The organism is Paracoccus sp. MC1862, assembly GCF_016617715.1.
Lineage (GTDB): Bacteria > Pseudomonadota > Alphaproteobacteria > Rhodobacterales > Rhodobacteraceae > Paracoccus.
The window spans coordinates 2,789,877-2,807,183 of the sequence record NZ_CP067225.1 but is presented as its reverse complement, the minus strand read 5'-3'; the positions used below and the strand labels follow the sequence as shown (position 1 = coordinate 2,807,183).

The 17,307-nt window shown below is 70.1% G+C and carries 19 protein-coding genes; 9 read left to right on the top strand and 10 right to left on the bottom strand.

Annotation, left to right across the window (positions count from 1 at the left end):
* Positions 1-56: 56 nt before the first annotated feature.
* The 3 genes from JGR78_RS13860 to JGR78_RS13850 all read left to right on the top strand — a co-directional run bounded on the left by JGR78_RS13860 (position 57) and on the right by JGR78_RS13850 (position 2,578).
* The gene (locus JGR78_RS13860; RefSeq protein ID WP_182793111.1) at positions 57-932 is read left to right on the top strand and encodes a 3-hydroxybutyryl-CoA dehydrogenase; all 876 of its coding nucleotides are present in this window, start codon (positions 57-59) and stop codon (positions 930-932) included.
* A 67-nt stretch (positions 933-999) separates the two neighbouring features.
* Positions 1,000-2,088, top strand: a complete 1,089-nt coding sequence (locus JGR78_RS13855; RefSeq protein WP_370576537.1) for a type III polyketide synthase — start codon at positions 1,000-1,002, stop codon at positions 2,086-2,088.
* Entirely contained in the window at positions 2,081-2,578 is a 498-nt protein-coding gene (locus JGR78_RS13850) for an isoprenylcysteine carboxyl methyltransferase family protein (RefSeq protein ID WP_182804503.1), read from the top strand. The genes JGR78_RS13855 and JGR78_RS13850 overlap by 8 nt, the downstream gene beginning before the upstream one ends.
* Here the strand turns inward: JGR78_RS13850 and plsY are convergent.
* The 4 genes from plsY to JGR78_RS13830 all read right to left on the bottom strand — a co-directional run bounded on the left by plsY (position 2,566) and on the right by JGR78_RS13830 (position 6,204).
* Entirely contained in the window at positions 2,566-3,162 is a 597-nt protein-coding gene (gene plsY / locus JGR78_RS13845; protein WP_182804505.1) for a glycerol-3-phosphate 1-O-acyltransferase PlsY, read from the bottom strand. The two genes, JGR78_RS13850 and plsY, sit on opposite strands and share 13 nt — an antisense overlap.
* A complete protein-coding gene (gene pyrC, locus JGR78_RS13840; RefSeq protein WP_182804508.1) occupies positions 3,155-4,429 on the bottom strand; it encodes a dihydroorotase in 1,275 nt (424 codons plus the stop codon). Before pyrC ends, plsY begins: the two co-directional genes overlap by 8 nt.
* 63 nt (positions 4,430-4,492) lie before the next feature.
* Entirely contained in the window at positions 4,493-5,461 is a 969-nt protein-coding gene (locus tag JGR78_RS13835; RefSeq protein WP_182804511.1) for an aspartate carbamoyltransferase catalytic subunit, read from the bottom strand.
* A 134-nt stretch (positions 5,462-5,595) separates the two neighbouring features.
* Positions 5,596-6,204 carry a YqgE/AlgH family protein gene (locus JGR78_RS13830; protein WP_182793116.1) on the bottom strand — a complete coding sequence of 203 codons (609 nt, stop codon included), beginning with the start codon at positions 6,202-6,204 and terminating at the stop codon, positions 5,596-5,598.
* A 113-nt stretch (positions 6,205-6,317) separates the two neighbouring features.
* On the opposite strand from JGR78_RS13830, the gene JGR78_RS13825 reads away from it, so the two are divergent.
* Positions 6,318-7,100 (top strand): protein-disulfide reductase DsbD domain-containing protein, encoded by a 783-nt coding sequence (locus JGR78_RS13825; RefSeq protein ID WP_182793117.1) that lies wholly within the window; start codon positions 6,318-6,320, stop codon positions 7,098-7,100.
* Here the strand turns inward: JGR78_RS13825 and JGR78_RS13820 are convergent.
* Positions 7,079-7,912 (bottom strand): uracil-DNA glycosylase, encoded by an 834-nt coding sequence (locus JGR78_RS13820; RefSeq protein ID WP_182793118.1) that lies wholly within the window; start codon positions 7,910-7,912, stop codon positions 7,079-7,081. The genes JGR78_RS13825 and JGR78_RS13820 overlap by 22 nt on opposite strands.
* Before the next feature lie 38 nt (positions 7,913-7,950).
* Positions 7,951-8,907 (bottom strand): L-threonylcarbamoyladenylate synthase, encoded by a 957-nt coding sequence (locus JGR78_RS13815; protein WP_182793119.1) that lies wholly within the window; start codon positions 8,905-8,907, stop codon positions 7,951-7,953.
* A 116-nt stretch (positions 8,908-9,023) separates the two neighbouring features.
* Here JGR78_RS13815 and JGR78_RS13810 point away from each other — a divergent pair, with 116 nt between their 5' ends.
* The 4 genes from JGR78_RS13810 to JGR78_RS13795 all read left to right on the top strand — a co-directional run bounded on the left by JGR78_RS13810 (position 9,024) and on the right by JGR78_RS13795 (position 12,711).
* Positions 9,024-10,715: an acyl-CoA dehydrogenase gene (locus tag JGR78_RS13810; RefSeq protein WP_182804513.1), complete on the top strand. Its 1,692-nt coding sequence runs from the start codon at positions 9,024-9,026 to the stop codon at positions 10,713-10,715.
* The gene (locus JGR78_RS13805; RefSeq protein WP_182793121.1) at positions 10,712-11,761 is read left to right on the top strand and encodes an MBL fold metallo-hydrolase; all 1,050 of its coding nucleotides are present in this window, start codon (positions 10,712-10,714) and stop codon (positions 11,759-11,761) included. Before JGR78_RS13810 ends, JGR78_RS13805 begins: the two co-directional genes overlap by 4 nt.
* A 64-nt stretch (positions 11,762-11,825) precedes the next feature.
* Positions 11,826-12,002 carry an aa3-type cytochrome c oxidase subunit IV gene (locus JGR78_RS13800; protein ID WP_182793122.1) on the top strand — a complete coding sequence of 59 codons (177 nt, stop codon included), beginning with the start codon at positions 11,826-11,828 and terminating at the stop codon, positions 12,000-12,002.
* Positions 12,003-12,066: 64 nt separating this feature from the next.
* Entirely contained in the window at positions 12,067-12,711 is a 645-nt protein-coding gene (locus tag JGR78_RS13795; protein WP_182793123.1) for a hypothetical protein, read from the top strand.
* Positions 12,712-12,876: 165 nt separating this feature from the next.
* Here the strand turns inward: JGR78_RS13795 and JGR78_RS13790 are convergent, their stop codons facing one another.
* The 4 genes from JGR78_RS13790 to greA all read right to left on the bottom strand — a co-directional run bounded on the left by JGR78_RS13790 (position 12,877) and on the right by greA (position 15,385).
* Positions 12,877-13,206, bottom strand: coding sequence for an AzlD domain-containing protein (locus tag JGR78_RS13790; RefSeq protein WP_182793124.1), 330 nt, complete (start codon positions 13,204-13,206; stop codon positions 12,877-12,879).
* Positions 13,206-13,958, bottom strand: coding sequence for an AzlC family ABC transporter permease (locus JGR78_RS13785; RefSeq protein WP_182793125.1), 753 nt, complete (start codon positions 13,956-13,958; stop codon positions 13,206-13,208). The genes JGR78_RS13790 and JGR78_RS13785 overlap by 1 nt, the downstream gene beginning before the upstream one ends.
* Before the next feature lie 70 nt (positions 13,959-14,028).
* Complete coding sequence (locus tag JGR78_RS13780; protein ID WP_182804515.1) at positions 14,029-14,892, bottom strand: hypothetical protein; 864 nt, start codon at positions 14,890-14,892, stop codon at positions 14,029-14,031.
* A 22-nt stretch (positions 14,893-14,914) separates the two neighbouring features.
* Positions 14,915-15,385, bottom strand: coding sequence for a transcription elongation factor GreA (gene greA / locus JGR78_RS13775; RefSeq protein WP_182793127.1), 471 nt, complete (start codon positions 15,383-15,385; stop codon positions 14,915-14,917).
* Positions 15,386-15,579: 194 nt separating this feature from the next.
* Here greA and JGR78_RS13770 point away from each other — a divergent pair, with 194 nt between their 5' ends.
* The gene (locus tag JGR78_RS13770) at positions 15,580-17,235 is read left to right on the top strand and encodes an electron transfer flavoprotein-ubiquinone oxidoreductase (protein ID WP_182793128.1); all 1,656 of its coding nucleotides are present in this window, start codon (positions 15,580-15,582) and stop codon (positions 17,233-17,235) included.
* The last annotated feature ends 72 nt before the right edge of the window (positions 17,236-17,307 follow it).

Here is a 17,307-nt window from a genome sequence, read left to right as displayed (position 1 = left end):
GCCACCGCCTGCCGACCTATCGTCCCCCCGGAACCGGAAAGCGAAGGGAAACAGGCATGGCGGTGCAATCGGTGGGCGTGATCGGCGCCGGGCAGATGGGCAATGGCATCGCCCATGTCTTTGCGCTTTCGGGCTACGATGTGCTGATGACCGACATCTCGGCCGATGCGATGGCCAATGCGGTGGCCCTCATCGACAAGAACCTCGAACGGCAGGTCGGCCGCGGCAGGATCTCGGCCGAGGAGAAGGCTACCGCCATGGCCCGCATCCGCACCACGCCGAATATCGAGGAACTGGGCCAGACCGACCTGGTGATCGAGGCCGCCACCGAACGCGAGGACGTCAAGAACCGGATCTTCGAGCAGATCGTCCCGCATCTGAAGCCCGAGACGATCCTGACCTCGAACACCTCGTCGATCTCGATCACCCGGCTGGCCTCCCGCACCGACCGGCCGGAACGCTTCATGGGCTTTCATTTCATGAACCCCGTTCCGGTGATGCAACTGGTCGAACTGATCCGCGGCATCGCCACCGATGAGCCGACCTATCGCACGCTCTGCGCGGTGGTCGAAAAGCTGGGCAAGATCCCCGCCAGCGCCGAGGATTTCCCCGCCTTCATCGTCAACCGCATCCTCGTGCCCATGATCAACGAGGCGGTCTATGTGCTATACGAAGGCGTCGGCAACGTCCGCTCGATCGACCAGTCGCTGAAGCTGGGCGCGAATCACCCGATGGGCCCGCTGGAGCTTGCGGACTTCATCGGGCTGGATACCTGCCTTGCGATCATGAACGTGCTGCATGACGGGCTGGCGGACACGAAATACCGCCCCTGCCCGCTGCTGGTGAAATATGTCGAGGCCGGATGGCTTGGCCGCAAGACCCGGCGCGGCTTCTACGACTATCGCGGCGAGGAGCCGGTCCCGACCCGTTGACGGGTGATTGACGGAGGGATGCGTGCGGGCGCAGTCTGCACTGCGCCCAACACGAAAGGACGAACCCGTGACCGCTCCGTGGACTGACCACCGGCTGGCCGCGGGTGGAACCGAGAACGAGGTGGGGTTGCTTGGACTGGCGACGGCCCTGCCACCCCACGTCCTGCCGCAAGCCGAGGTCATCGCCCGCGCCCGCGAGCTGTTGGCCCCGCGCTATCCGCAGTTCGAGCGGATCGTCTCGGCCTTCGTGAATGCCGGCATCGACAAGCGCCATTCGGTCGTGCCCTTCGACTGGTTCGGCCGACCGCATGGCTGGAAGGCGCGCAACGACGCCTATCTTGCCGGGGCGGCCGACCTGTTCCGCGAGGTCGCTGGCCGGGCGCTGGCCGCGGCCGGTCTGCGGTCGGACCAGATCGACGGCATCGTCACCATCTCCTCGACCGGGGTCGCCACCCCGACGCTGGAAGCTGTCGTGGCGCGGCAGATGGGCTTTCGCGCCGACGTGATGCGGGTGCCGGTCTTCGGGCTGGGCTGCGCGGGGGGCGTCTCGGGGCTGTCCATCGCGCGGGACCTGGCGGCGGCCCGTCCCGGATCGCGGGTGCTGCTGGTCGCGGTGGAAACCTGCACGCTGCTGTTCCGCATGGACCGGATGGACAAGGCCGACATCATCGCCACGGCGCTTTTCGGGGATGGGGCGGCCGCGGCGGTCCTGGGCTCCGGCCCCGCAGCCGGTTCCGCGCCGCGCCTCGGGCGCGGGGTGCAGCACATGTGGCCCGACACCCTCGACATCATGGGCTGGGACGTGGACGACACGGGGCTGGGCGTGATCTTCGACCGCTCGATCCCCGGTTTCGCGACTGAGCAGCTTGGCGCGGCCTTCGCCGCCATGCGCCCGGCCCTCGGGCCTGCGCCTGTCAGCCGGCTCGTCTGTCATCCCGGTGGGGCCAAGGTCGTCACCGCCATCGAGACGGCGCTGGACCTGCCCGAGGGCACGCTGGATCTGGAACGCGAGGTGCTGCGGGACGCGGGCAACATGTCCGCGCCCACGGTGCTGTTCGTGCTGGAACGGCTGCTGGCGCGGCAGCCGCAGGGTCGGCTGCTGCTGTCGGCGCTGGGCCCGGGCTTCACCCTGTCGATGCTGCCTCTGGATGTCTGAGACGGCCTGGCCCTCGGCCCTGTTCATCGGCTTCCTGATCGTCCAGCGGCTGGCGGAACTCGCCCTCGCCCGCCGCAACACTGCCCGGCTGCTGGCACGCGGGGCCGTCGAGCATGGGGCGGCGCATTACCCGCTGATCGTCGCCCTGCACGCCGGCTGGCTCGTCGCCATTGCGCTGCTGGGCTGGGGAGAGCCGTTGCGGCCGTTCTGGCTGGCGATCTTCGTGCTGCTGCAGGGGCTGCGGCTGTGGATACTCGGCACCCTGGGCCCGCGTTGGACCACCCGCATCATCGTGCTGGACGAACCGCTGGTCCGGCGTGGCCCGTTCCGTGTCCTGCGCCACCCGAACTACACGCTGGTGGTGGCCGAGATTGCGGTGGCGCCGCTGGTGCTTGGCCTCGGCTGGGTGGCGCTGGTGTTCTCGGTCCTCAATGCTGCTGTGCTGACGATCCGCATCCGGGCGGAAAACGCCGCGATTTACCCGCGCTGACCGATCCGGGGCTCGGTCCCCGCCAGCAGCCGGGCGATGTTGGTCCGGTGCTTGAGGAAGATCAGCACCGCCATGAACAGCGCCGTCAGCGCAAGTCCCTGCGCGCCGAGAACCAGCGCGAGGATCGGTGCCCCCGCCGCCGCGACCAGCGCCGACAGCGACGAGATGCGGGTAATCGCCGCCGTCGCCAGCCACAGCCCGCAAGCTATCAGCCCGATGGGCCAGTGAAGCGCGATGGTGGTGCCGAGGAAGGTCGCAACCCCCTTGCCGCCCCTGAAGCCCAGAAAGACGGAAAACAGATGGCCCAGAAAGGCGGTGGCACCCGCGACCAGCGCTGCGCCTTCGCCGCCCAGCCAGCGGGCAACAAGCACCGCGACCGCACCTTTGCCGCTGTCCAGAAGCAGGGTCGCCAGCGCCGCGCCCTTGTTCCCCGTCCGCAGCACATTGGTCGCGCCGATGTTGCCAGACCCGATCTTGCGCAGATCGCCGAGGCCAAGCGCCCGCGTGATGAGGACGCCGAAGGGCACCGATCCCAGCAGATAGCCCAGCACCGCGGCAAGGATCATCGCCGACGGCTCAATCATCCTCGCCCCCGAAGACGCGCTTTCCGCCGACCCATGTTCCCAGCACACGCCCTTCCATTCGCGTGCCGTCGAAAGGCGTGTTCTTCGACTTGGACCGCAACGCGAAGCGGTCAAGCACGAAGGGCGCATCGGGATCGAACAGCACCAGGTCGGCGGCCGCCCCGATGGCGAGCCGCCCGCCGTCCAGCCCCAGCCGACGCGCCGGGTTCAGCGACATTGCCCGCCACAGTTGTGCCAACCCCACGCCGCCCCCATGATAAAGCCGCATGGCCGCGGGCAGCAGCGTTTCCAGCCCCACCGCGCCGGGGGCCGCAACCTCGAAGGGCAGGCGCTTGGCCTCCTCGTCCTGCGGCGTGTGGAAAGACCCGATCACGTCGATGCGCCCCTCAGCCACCGCCTCGACCAGCGCCAGCCGGTCGTCCTCGGACCGAAGCGGAGGCGTCAGCCGGAAGAAGGTCCGGTAATCCCCTACGTCGAACTCGTTCAGCGTGAGATGGTGGATCGAGGTCCCCGCCGTCACGTCCAGCCCCGCCGCCCGCGCCCGGTCCAGCACCACAAGCGCCGCCGCTGTGGTGATCTGGTCGGCGTGCCAGCGCACCCCCGTCGCCTCGACCAAGGCAAGATCGCGCTCCAGCCCCATCCGCTCGGCCAGCGGCGTGACCGAGGGCAGCCCGTAAAGCGAGGCGAACTTGCCACTGGTCGCCGCCGCGCCCTTCGACAGGCCCGCGTCCTGCGGATGCCCCACAATCAGCGCGCCCAGGCCCCGCGCATAGGTCATGCAGCGCGACAGCAGACGGGTGTTTTTCACCACCCGCACCCCGTCGGTGAAGGCCACCGCACCCGCATCCTGCAGGAACCCCATCTCGACCATCTCGGCGCCCATCCGCCCGCGCGTCAGCGCCGCCTGATGGCGAATGCGAACCGGCTGTTCCGAGGCGCGACGGGTCACGAATTCCAGCGATTCCGGCGCGTCGATGGGCGGCCGGGTATCGGGCCGGGCGACGATGGTCGTGACCCCCCCCGCTGCCGCTGCCAGCGCGGCCGAGCGCATCGATTCCTTGTGCCGCTCGCCCGGCTCGCCGATCTTGACGCCCCAGTCCACGATCCCCGGCGCAAGGCAGCGCCCCGCACAATCCACAATGCGCGCCCCTTCCGGCGCGTCGTCGTCCACGGAAACGATCAACCCGTCCTGAACGGTCAGGCTGCCGGGCTCGTCCGTCAGCGCCTCGGGGTCGATCAGGCGGGCGTTCTGGAAATGCAGGATCATGACAGCGCCCGGAGTTCTTTCTGGTCCAAATACCCATGCGACCGCGACGCAAGGACCAAGGCTTCAGACATAGGTCCCCTCCCCCGCCGCCTTGGCCCCGCGCTCGGCCCGGAGGTTCCGGGCCAGCAGGTCCATCGCGGCCATGCGGACGGCCACGCCCATTTCCACCTGGTCCTGGATCACGCTGCGGTTGATGTCGTCGGCGAGGGTGCCGTCGATCTCGACCCCACGGTTCATCGGGCCGGGATGCATCACGATGGCGTCGGGCTTGGCCAGCGCCAGCTTCGCCGCATCCAGGCCCCAGCGGTGGAAATATTCGCGCTCGGACGGGATGAAGCCGCCGTCCATCCGCTCCTTCTGCAGCCGCAGCATCATCACCACGTCGGCATCCTTCAGTCCCTCGGCCATGTCCTCGCAGACCTCGCAGCCAAGCTCACCCACGCCGGATGGCATCAGCGTCGCCGGACCCACCAGCCGCACGCGGTTCTCCATCTTGCCCAGCAGGATGAGGTTGGACCGGGCCACGCGGGAATGGGCGATGTCGCCGCAGATGGCGACGGTCAGCCGGTGCAGCCGCCCCTTGGCGCGGCGGATCGTCAGCGCGTCCAGCAGCGCCTGCGTCGGATGCTCGTGCCGCCCGTCGCCGGCGTTCAGGACGGCGCAGTTCACCTTTTCGGCCAAAAGGTTCACCGCGCCGGAATGGGGATGGCGCACCACCAGCAGGTCGGGCTGCATCGCGTTCAGCGTCAGCGCCGTGTCGATCAGCGTCTCGCCCTTCTTCACGCTGCTTTGTGCCACGGCCATGTTCATCACGTCCGCGCCCAGCCGCTTGCCGGCGAGTTCAAAGCTCGACTGTGTGCGGGTCGAGGCCTCGAAGAACAGGTTGATCTGGGTCAGCCCTTCCAGCGCGTCGCCGTGCTTCACCGTGCGCCGGTTCAGTGCGACATAGGTCTCGGCCAGATCCAGCAGGGTCGTGATCTCGGCGGGCGAAAGCTGTTCGACACCAAGCAGGTGGCGGGCGCGGAACGTCATGGCGGGCCTCCGGGGTCGCAGGTGCGGCCTCTATCGCAAACCGGCGCGGACCGGGCAAGCCGCGGGCATCTTTCCGCACCAAATACCCCGTGCCCCCCCAAGACGGCGGGGGCAGCCCCCGGCCCTGCGGCCGGTCAGGCGTGCCCGGCCGCCGTGGACAGGGCCAGCGGATCGACGCCCAGCGACCTCAGCGCGGCCTGCCATTTCTGGGCGTTGTCGGTGCCGAAGATCAGCTCGTCGCCGGCCTCGGCGGTCAGCCAGCCGTTCGCCATCATCTCGGTTTCCAACTGGCCCGCATCCCAGCCCGCATATCCCAAGGACAGCACCGCCCGGTCGGGCCCCTTCCCCCGGGCGATGTCCTCGAGGATGTTGCGCGTCGTCGTCAGCCCCAGGCGCAGCCCGCCGATCCGCAGCATCCCCTCGTCCTCGGTGTCATCCTCGGGCAGAGGATGCAGGACAAAGCCGCGGCCGGGTTCGACCGGGCCGCCGAAATGGACGGGAACCGCCGGGGCGCCCCCCCTGGAGTCGATGCCGAGCTGCCCCAGCAGGTCGGAGAAGCCGATGCCGGGCAGGGGCTTGTTCAGCACGATGCCCATGGCGCCTTCGTCGCCGTGGGCGCAGATCAGCACCACGGAATGGGCAAAGCGCGGATCGGCCATGCCCGGCATGGCGATCAGCACCTTGCCGGTCAGGTTGTCGGGCCGGTGTCCCCGGGGATCTGCGGAATCATCGGAACGGGTCATGGGTCTTCCTTTCGGATGAAACATCGGCATCCCCCGGCCCTCGCGCAAGATTGCACGGCACCGTGGCGCAGATGTGACTTCCACCCCGCCCCCTGCCGGCCTAGGTCGGTTCCATGACGCGCCTTGCCCTGCCCCTTGCCGCCTTTCTCGCCCTCGGCCCCGCATGGGCAGGCGACCTGCCGCCGGGATTGGCGCGGGCCGAGCTGCTGCCCCCCTACATCACCGAGGCCGGCAGCCTGATGACCGCCCTGCGGCTGGAGCTTTTGCCGGGGTGGAAGACCTACTGGCGCAGCCCGGGCGACAGCGGGGTGCCGCCGCAGTTCGACTGGACAGCCGCGACGAACCTCGGCCACGCCGCGCCGCACTGGCCGCGCCCCGAGGTGATCGATTCGGGCGGAGAGCGGACGCTCGGCTATCACGGTGCGCTGGTGCTGCCGATCGAGATCACGCCCGCCGCGCCGGGACAGCCGGTCGGCGGAAAGGTCGCGGTCGAACTGGGCCTCTGCCTCAACGTCTGCGTGCCCGCGCATCTGTCGATGGCGATTCCCCCCGTCACCCCCTTGCCGGACCCCCGCATCATCGCGGCGCTGGCGCAGGTGCCCGAGACGGTCGAGGCGGCGTTGAACTGCAGCATGACCGAGATCGCGGACGGGGTGCAGGTCGCGGCCTCGGTCGAAGGCACGGCCGGCGCGGGCACCGCCGCCGCGCTGGAGCTTGCCGCGCCCGAGGTCTGGGTGTCGGCCCCCGACCTGACGGCGGAAGACGGGCGGCTGACGGCGGTCGCGGATTTCGTGCCGCCGGTCGCCCGCCCCTTTCCGCTGGACCCCGCGCAGGTGCGGCTGACGCTGATCGGCCCCGAGGGCGCAGTCGAATATCAGGGCTGCGACCCGGCCTGAAGCCGGGCGGACAGCGACAGCAGGTCCGCCCAGGCATCGCGCTTGGCGATGGGGTTGCGCAGCAGATAGGCGGGATGCGTCATCGGCAGGGCGGGCCGGCCGAAGGCTTCCGTCCAATGCCCCCGCAGCCGCAGGATGCCGTCCCGGCCCAGCGCCGCCTTGCAGGCCGCGTTGCCCATCAGCACAAGGAAATCCGGCGCCGCCAGTTCGACATGGCGGGCGACGAAGGGCAGCATCGCGTCGATCTCGGCCTCTTCGGGGCGGCGATTGCCGGGGGGCCGCCATGGCAGGACATTGGTGATGTAAAGCGCGCGTTCCGCATCCGCCGCCTGCCGCGACAGGCCGATCGCGTCGAACATCCGGTCGAGCAACTGCCCCGAACGTCCCACGAAGGGGCGGCCCTGCCGGTCTTCCTCCTCGCCCGGCGCTTCGCCGAGGATCATCACCCGCGCGGAAGGGTTGCCGTCCGAGAAGACGAAGTTGCGGGCGCCCCGGCGGATGTCCAGCCCCTCGAAGCCGCCCTGGATCTCGGACAATTCGGCCAGCGTCCGGGCGCGGGCGGCCATCGCCGCTGCCTGTCCGGCCTGAGCGGCGGCGGGTTCAAGGCCCGGCAGCGCGCCCGTCCCCTGACCCGAGGTCATCGGCGCGGCAGGCTCGGGCCGCGCCACCGGCGGCCGGACCGGTTCGGCATAGCGGTCCACCGGCGCGTCGAGGATCGGCTCGTCCACGCCCATCTCGCGCTGCCATTCCAGCAGCACCAGCGCGGTTTCCGCGTCGAGGGTCGTCCCCCTCCATGTCGGGTTGGCGGTCATGGGGCGAAGCTACGCGCCCGGCCGCATCCGGGCAACCGTCACCGCGGCGCCGCGGCGCGGGCCAGCCGGTCATTGATGGCCAGCCCCAGCCCCTTTGCAGGGATGGGCGCCACGGCGATGGGGCGGCCCCGCCGGTCGGCGGCGCGCAGGGCGTCGAACAGCCGCGCCGCGGCCTCGGTCAGATCGCCCGTGGCCGACAGCGTCAGGTCGCCCGCGATGGGGCCGAAGCCGATCAGCGTCTCGTCCTCGCGCCTCTCGGTCGCGCCCAGCCGGACGCTCGCTGCAGGGGCGTAGTGGCTGGACAGCTGCCCCGGCGCGTCGGGGGCGGAAAGCTCCGCGCCGTGCGCCAGCGGATAGCCCAGCGCGGCCTCGATGGCCTCGGCCGGAACCCCGCCGGGGCGCAGCAGGGTGGCCGCGCCGTCGCGCCAGCCTACGATGGTCGATTCGACCCCGACCGGGCAGGCGCCCCCGTCCACCACCGCCGCGATCCGGCCCGAAAGCCCGCCGTCGGGATCAAGCACATGCGCCGCCGCCGTTGGGCTGATCCGGCCCGAGCGGTTGGCCGAGGGAATCGCCAGCGGCCCGCCGAAAGCCGCCAGCACCGCATGGCCGACAGGATGCGAAGGCACCCGCAGACCCACTGTTTCCAGCCCGGCCGTCACGATCCCGGGGATGCCTGCCTCGAGGCTCAGCGGCACCACCAGCGTGAGTGGACCGGGCCAGAAGGCCCGCGCCAGCCGCAGCGCCTCGTCATCGAAGGCGCCGATCTCAAGGGCGGCTCCGGCATCGGCCGTGTGAACGATCAGCGGGTTGAAGGATGGCCGCCCCTTGGCCTCGTAGATGCGCGCGACCGCCTGGCCGTTCCGGGCGTCGGCGGCCAGCCCGTAGACCGTCTCGGTCGGCAGCGCGACGGTTTCCCCCGCAGCCAGCAGCCGGGCCGCATGGGCGATGCCCTGGGGGTCGGGACGCAAGGTCAGGGTGGGACGGCCGGTCATCGCGCCTCGTTGCGGGTTGCGGTCGGCCGGACGACGGCTAGGGTTGCGGCAACGGTTCAGATACGCGCGCCGGGCTGGAATGCAACGGCCCTCGCGCGGCAGGGGGAAACAGTTTCATGGCCTATCGCGCACCCGTCAGTGACATCGCCTTTATCCTTGAATCCGTGGTGCCGCTGGCCCCCGTCGCCGCGACCGAGCGCTTTGCCGAGGCGACCCCCGACACCGTCGCCGCGATCCTGGGCGAAGCCGGGCGCATGGCATCCGAGGTGCTGGCGCCCCTGAACCGCAGCGGCGACCTGACGCCCGCGCGGCTGGAAAACGGCGCGGTGCGGACCTCGCCCGGCTTTGATGCAGGGATGGCGGCCATCGCCGAGGGCGGCTGGATCGGGCTGTCGGCCGACCCTGAATACGGCGGCGCGGGCCTGCCGCAGACGCTGAACGTCGCCGTGGGCGAGATGATGGCGGGCGCAAACCTTGCGCTGCAACTGAACCCGCTGCTGACGCAGGGCCAGATCGAGGCGCTGCAGCACCACGCCAGCGACGGGATCAGGGCGCTGTATCTGCCCAAGCTGATCTCGGGCGAATGGAACGGCACCATGAACCTGACCGAGCCGCAGGCGGGGTCCGACGTGGGCGCCCTTTCCACGCGGGCCGAACCCGACGGGGACGGCAGCTACCGCATCACCGGGCAGAAGATCTTCATCACCTGGGGCGACAGCGACGTGAACGCGAACACCTGCCACCTCGTGCTGGCCCGCCTGCCCGATGGCGGCAAGGGCACGCGGGGGATCAGCCTGTTCATGGTGCCCAAGCACATCCCCGACGACAGCGGCAGGCTGGGCGTGGCCAACAGCCTCAAGGTCGTGTCGCTGGAACACAAGATGGGCATCCACGGCTCTCCCACCTGCGTGATGAGCTTCGAGGGCGCCAAGGGCTGGCTCGTGGGCGAGGAACACAAGGGCATGGCCGCGATGTTCACGATGATGAACGCGGCACGGCTGGCCGTTGGGATGCAGGGCGTTGCGGTGGGGGAAGCCGCGCTGCAGCACGCCTCGGGTTATGCGGCGGACCGCGGGCAGATGGGGCCGATCATCGGCCACCCGGACGTGCGCCGGATGCTGGCCACCGCGCGGGCCGAGGTCTTCGCCGCCCGCGCCATCGGCCTTGCCTGCGCGCAGGCGCTGGACATGGCGGCGGCAATGCAGGATGCCGATCACGCGTCCCGCGCGGCGTTCCTGACGCCCATCGCCAAGGCTTACGGCACCGATGTGGGCTGCCGCGTGGCCGACATGGGCGTGCAGGTCCATGGCGGCATGGGCTATGTCGAGGAAACCGGCGCCGCCCAGTATCTGCGCGACGTCCGCATCACCCCCATCTACGAAGGCACCAACGGCATCCAGGCCATCGACCTCGTGCTGCGGAAGATGATGGACGGCGGCGAGGCCGCCTTCCGCCTGATCGACGAGGTGCTGGACGGCGCCAAGGACGCGCAGACGGAACTGCCCGATCTCGCCCGTGCCCTGTGGGATGCCGCCGAGACGCTGCGCGACGCCACGACCGCGCTGATCGAATCGGGTCAGGCCGACCGACTGGCGGGGGCGATGCCCTATCTCAATGCCTTCGCCCGGGTGCTGGGCGCGCATTTCCACCTGATCGCCGCGCTCAAGGGCGATGAATCACGCAAGATCCTGGCGCGCATCTTCATCACCCGCGTCCTGCCCCGGAACGCGGGCGACCTGGCCGAGGCGCGGGCGGGCATCGCCGACCTGCAGGCCATCCCCGACGCCGCCTTCGCCGGCACCGCATGACGGCCGCACCCCGGCCGACGGACGGCATCCGCCACCCCTGGCCCGAGCCGCCGGCAGAAGGCGAGGCAATCGAGGTCGCGCCGGGCGTGTTCTGGATGCGGCTGCCGCTGCCGATGCGGCTCGATCACGTCAACGCCTATGCGCTGGCCGATGCCGACGGCTGGACGATCGTGGACACTGGGTTCGACACCAAACGCGCCCGCGCCATCTGGCAGACGCTGCTTGCCGGGCCGCTGGCGGGCGCGCCGGTGGCGCGGGTGCTGGCCACGCATCAGCACCCCGACCACATCGGGCTGGCCGGCTGGTTCATGGACCAGGGGGCGGAGTTGCTGACCAGCCGGACGGCCTGGCTGTTCGCGCGGATGCTGTCGCTCGACGTGCAGGAAAGCCCGGTGCCGCAGCAGGTGGAGTTCTGGCGCCGCGCCGGCATGGACGAGGCGCGGCTGGACCAGCGGATGCGGGAACGTCCGTGGAACACCGCCGATGTCGTCCACCCGCTGCCCTTGGGCTATCGCCGGCTGCGGGACGGCCAGCGCCTGCGGCTGGGCGGGCGCGACTGGGCGGTGCTGACCGGCGAGGGCCATGCGGCCGAGCATCTGACGCTCTGGTCGGACAGCGACGATCTGGTGATCGGCGGCGACCAGCTTCTGCCCGGCATCTCGCCCAACCTCGGGGTTTACGCGACCGAACCGGGGGCCGATCCGGTCGGCGACTGGCTGGACAGTTGCGCCCGTTTCGCAGGACTGGCCGAGCCGCGCCACCTTGTCCTGCCCGGCCACAAGCTGCCCTTCACCGGCCTGCCGCAGCGGTTGCAGCAACTGGCGGAAAACCACGAATCGGCCCTCCGCCGGCTGGCCGCCGCCCTGGCCCAAGGTCCGCGCACGGCGGCGGGCTGCTTCGACCTGCTGTTCGGCCGCCGGATCGGCGACAGCGAATACGGGCTGGCGCTGGCCGAGGCGGTCGCTCACCTGAACGCGCTTCAGGCCCGCGGCGTGGCGTGGCCGGTCGGCACCGACGCGCTGGGCGGGGTGTTGTGGAGGGCGTGACAGCGCCTGCGCTTTGAGCTAGCGATACGCCGACACGCCGCGACCAGGGAAGAACGGAAGACAGATGGCCACGACGCATTCGCAGAACTCCGCCGACCGCCACGCCGAGGGTCATCACACCCACGGCACCATGGAAATCGCCACCCAGGAGCGGACCTTCAACGGCTTCATCCGCCTTGCCACCTGGAGCGCGGTCGCCGTCATCGCGATCCTGATCTTCCTGGCGCTTTCCAACGCCTGAAAACCGCCATTCGCCGACCGCCCGACGAAGGCGGCGGCTTCGGGGGACCGAGATGATGATGCCGATGCACAGGCGCTCTTTCCTGGCGCTGTCCGCGACGGCCGCGCTGGCGGCCTGCGCCGAGCCACGCTGGGCCGAGGACGACACCCTGCGCCGCGCCCGCTTCGTGTCGGGCGAGCCGCCCTCGGTCACGCTGTTCACAATCATCGGCATCCCGCGCGGCGAGGGCGGCCATTCCGCCCTGATGATCAACGGCAGCCAGCGGGTCATCTACGACCCCGCAGGAAGCTGGGAACACCCGCAGATCCCCGAACGCAACGACGTGCTTTACGGGATCACCGACAACTTCAAGCGCTTCTACATCGACTACCACGCGCGCGAGACCTACTGGGTCGCCGAGGACACCGTCTTCGTCCGCCCCGAGGTGGCCGAGGCCGCCATCCGCGCGGTCGAGGCGCAGGGGGCCTCGCCGAAAAGCTACTGCGCGGTGAACAGCGGGCAGGCGCTGCGCAACGTGCCGGGCTTCGAGGGCGCGCCCACCGGCTTCAGCCCGCTGAAGCTGCGCGAATGGTTCCTGACCCTGCCGGGGGTGCAGTCGAAACGGCACCAGGACGGCGATCCGGCCAACAACCACGACGTCCTGCTGCGGCAGAAGGATGGCTCGGTCGAGGGCTACCGGGGGGGGCAACTGGTGCGGACGGCACGGTAAGAATGGGCGCGCTGCCCCCGCCTTCGGGCCATTGCCGTGGCCTTCCTCGCCGGGAATAGTCCATTGGACCATGCGGCGGGAAAACAGCCTTGGGGGTTGTTTTCTGATCGCCTCCTCTCCCGGACGCTCGGACGTCCCCGGGATGCGTGAGGCCGGAAGACGACTTCAGGCGAGCCAGGTGCCGAAGCCCAGCACCGCGCCGCCGGCGATGATCGCCCAGAGCGTGTTGCGGGTGAGAAGGCCCAGCGCCACCGTCGCCCCTGCGGCCGCAAGGCGCACCGGGTCGGGCTGGCCGCCGGTGGCGGCGGGCCATAGCACCAGCGGCGCGACCATCGCGGGCAGGACGGACACCGCCGTATAGCGCAGAATGCGCTGCGCCCATTCCGGCACCGGGCGGTCGCCGACGACGCCCAGGAAGGACCAGCGCAGCAGGAAGGTGCCGATCCCCAGCGCCACGATCACCAGCCAGATGGTGGCGTCGGAATAGCCCTGCATCAGGTTTCCCTCCGGCGGACCTGCCATGTCTCGACCGCCGCGCCCGCGGCCATGCCCAGCGCGCCCGCGACCAGCACGCCCGTGCCCGAGGGCAGGCCCGACAGGGCCAGCGCCGACAGGACCGCGACCAGCGCCGCCGCGACATGGGCGAGCGTGCGCAGCATCGGCGCGATCATCGCAAGGAAGGTGATCGGCACCGCGAAATCCAGCGGCCAGTCGGCCGGGATCATCTGCCCCGCCGAGGCGCCCACATAGGTGAACAGCATCCAGGGCAGGCAGAGGACCGGCGAGGCGCCGAAAACATAGGCGACGCGCTCGGCCACGGTCAGTTCGGGGCGTCGCTCGAACTGCTGGATCGCCATGCCGTAGGTCTGGTCCACCAGCACATAGGCGATCACCGCCCGCTGCCAGCCGGCCGCGCGGCCGATCCAGGGCGTCAGCGAGGCCGAATACATCGCCATCCTGAGGTTGATCGCCAGCGACGAGGCCAGCACGATCAGCACCGGCGCCTGGTCGGACATGAGTTGCACGGCGCTGAACTGCGACGCCCCCGCCAGCACCACGATCGAGAAGCCCACAGTCTGCACGATGTCGAGGCCCGCGGCGGTCGCGACCACCCCGAACAGGATCGAGAAGGGCACCAGCACCAGCAGGAAGGGCAGCGCCTGCAGGAAGCCCGCGCGGGCCGCCCGCGTCACCGAAGGGGCGGGCGCGTCGCCATCTGCCGCCGCGGGCTGAACTGTCTGCGTCATGAAAGGAAACCCGCCTGTCCTGCGGCGGCCAGCTTTAGCGCCGGTATCGGCCGGCGCAAGGCCGCGGGGATCAGCCGAACCTGCCCGTCACCTGTGCCAGCAGCCCGAAAGCCCGGCCCGAGCGGGTGACGGCCAGCGCTTCCAGCCCGACATCTTCCAGCTCGGCCGCGACCCGTGCCATGGCCTTGTCATACTGGCGGATGAAATGCTGGGCAGCGTCACGGAACACCTCGTCCCCCTGCATCAGCCCGGCGGTGATCTCGACGACCTCGTCATCGCCGCTTGCCAGCGCGGCAAGCGCCGGACCGCGCTCGCCATCCATCAGGCGCCGCCACAGCCCGGCCGAGGCGGCAGGGCCGGGCAGGTCGTCGGTGTAGACCCCGTGCTGCGCAAGCAGCGTCACCACGTCCTGCGCGGCGCGGATGATGCGGGCGGCTTCGGGATCGGCCAGCGCCGCGCGCAGGGCCGCGATGGCCTCGTGATCGTCGGGCCCGTCGGGAAAGTTCAGCGCCGTGACCAGATCGACCGGGGACACCCGCACCGGCGGGGCGGGCCGGGGCGGCTCGGGGCGGGCCGCGGCGGCGGGCGCCCGTGCCGCGGCCGCCGGCCGGGCCGCGACGGGCGGGGCGGGGACCATGCGGGGCGGTTCTGGTTCGGCGCGGGCAGGCGCGTCCTGCCCGGCCCCGCGCAGCATGTCCAGCCGGGTCCGCAGCAGCATCGCCTCGGCCCGAAGATCGGCAATGGCGCCGGCAAGGCCCACGGCCATCCAGATCAGCGCGAAAGGCAGGACCACCCCCAGAAGCGAGGCCAGGCGCACCAGCCCAGAGGCCGGCGCCCCTTCCGGTCCCAGAAGCCAGAACAGCAGCACCAGCAGAAGCCAGGCGGCGGAGGCGACAAGCCCCACCACAACCGCCCGGTCGCGTCTTTCGGTCATGCGGCGCAGCCGTCCGGCAAGATCACTCATAGCGGATCGACAGGATCTCGTAGGACCTCTGGCCGCCGGGCGTCACCACCTCGACGCTGTCGCCCTCGTCCTTGCCGATCAGCGCGCGGGCGAGCGGCGAGCGGACGTTCAGCAACCCCCGCTCCAGGTCCGCCTCCTGCTCGCCCACAAGCTGGAAGGTCTTTTCCTCGTCGCTGTCCTCGTCCACGACGGTCACCTTCGCCCCGAACTTGACGCTGCCCGACAGCTTGGCGGGATCGATCACCTCGGCGCGCGAGATGACCATCTCAAGTTCCTTGATCCGGCCCTCGATGAAGGACTGCTTCTCGCGGGCGGAATGGTATTCGGCGTTCTCGGACAGGTCGCCATGCTCGCGCGCCTCGGCGATGGCGCGGATCACGGCGGGACGCTCGACCGCCTTCAGGTCGCGCAGCTCGGCATCGAGCTGGTCGAAGCCCGCGCGGGTCATCGGTATCTTTTCCATCGCTTCCTCGTGTGCAAACGCCCCCGGCCGAGGGGCGGGGGCGTCGTCAGATGCAGGCCGCATGGTGCCCCGGCCACGGGGCCGACGCAAGCGCCTGTCGCAGGGGAATGCACGCCATGGCGTGTTGTGCAAGGGGGAGAACACCCCTATGTCGGGACAAATCCGCGATCCAGCGATGCCAGAGGGGGCCAGCCATGAGCACGATCGAACGCGAGTCGATGGAGTTCGACGTTGTGATCGTCGGGGCGGGGCCTGCGGGCCTGTCGGCGGCGATCCGCCTGAAGCAGATCGACGCGGACCTGAACGTGGTGGTGCTGGAGAAGGGCTCCGAGGTGGGCGCGCATATCCTGTCGGGCGCGGTGCTGGACCCGGTCGGGCTGGACGCGCTGATCCCCGACTGGAAGGACAGGGGCGCGCCGGTGAAGACGGCCGTGACCTCGGACAGCTTCGTGATGCTGGGTCCGGCGGGCTCGGTCCGCATCCCCAACTGGCCGATGCCGCGGCTGATGTCGAACCACGGCAACTACATCGTCAGCATGGGCAATGTCTGCCGCTGGCTGGCCGAGCAGGCCGAGGAACTGGGCGTCGAGATCTTCCCCGGCATGGCCGCATCCGAGCTGGTGATGGACGGCGACCGGGTGGCCGGCGTCGTCGCGGGCGAGATGGGCAGGGAATCCGACGGCACCCCCGGTCCCTCTTATGAGCCGGGGATGGAACTGCGTGGCAAATACGTGATGATCGCCGAGGGCGTGCGCGGGTCCCTGGCCAGGCAACTGATCGAGACATACGACCTTTCCGCCGGGCACGAGCCGCAGAAGTTCGGCATCGGCATGAAGGAGATCTGGGAGATCGACCCGGCCAAGCACAAGGAAGGCACGGTCGTTCACACGATGGGCTGGCCCTTGGGCAAGAACGCGGGCGGCGGGTCCTTCATCTACCACGCCGAGAACAACCAGGTCTTCATCGGCTTCGTGGTCCACCTGAACTACGAGAACCCTTACCTTTACCCCTACGCCGAGTTCCAGCGTTTCAAGCACCATCCGGCCATCGCGGAACTGCTGGAAGGCGGCAAGCGCGTGGCCTATGGGGCACGGGCGATTTCCGAGGGCGGCTGGCAGTCGCTGCCGAAGATGACGGTGCCGGGGGCGGTGCTGCTGGGCTGCTCGGCCGGGATGGTCAACGTCCCCCGCATCAAGGGCAACCACAACGCCATGCTGTCGGGGATCGCGGCCGCCAATGCGGCGGCGGCGGCCATCGCCGCGGGGCGCGAGGGCGACGAGCTGGTGGACTACGAGGCCGACGTGCGCTCGGGCCTGATCGCCCGCGACCTCAAGCGCGTGCGCAACGTCAAGCCGGCCTGGTCGCGCACGGGAATGATGGGCAGCCTTGCGCTCGGCGGCATGGACATGTGGGTGGCGAGCCTCTTCAACCGCAACATCCTGCGCACCTGGAAGCACGGCAAGACCGACGCCGCCGCGACCCGGCCCGCGAAGAACTACCGCCCGATCGACTATCCAAAGCCGGACGGCAAGCTCAGCTTCGACCGGCTGACCAACGTGGCATTCTCCTTCACCAACCACGAGGAAAGCCAGCCCTGCCACCTGAAGCTGAAGGACCCCACCGTCCCGATCCGGGTGAACCTGCCGGAATATGCCGAGCCGGCGCAGCGCTATTGCCCCGCCGGGGTCTACGAGGTGGTCGAGGACAAGTCGGTGCCCGAGGGCGCGCGCTTCGTGATCAACTTCCAGAACTGCGTCCACTGCAAGACCTGCGACATCAAGGACCCCTTGCAGAACATCGTCTGGACCACACCCCAAGGGGGCGACGGGCCGAACTATCCCAACATGTGACGCCGGGGCCGACCGGCCCGGCCTCCGGGGCCGCCACCCGACATCAACCATTCCGCGGGGCATTGCCGTTCG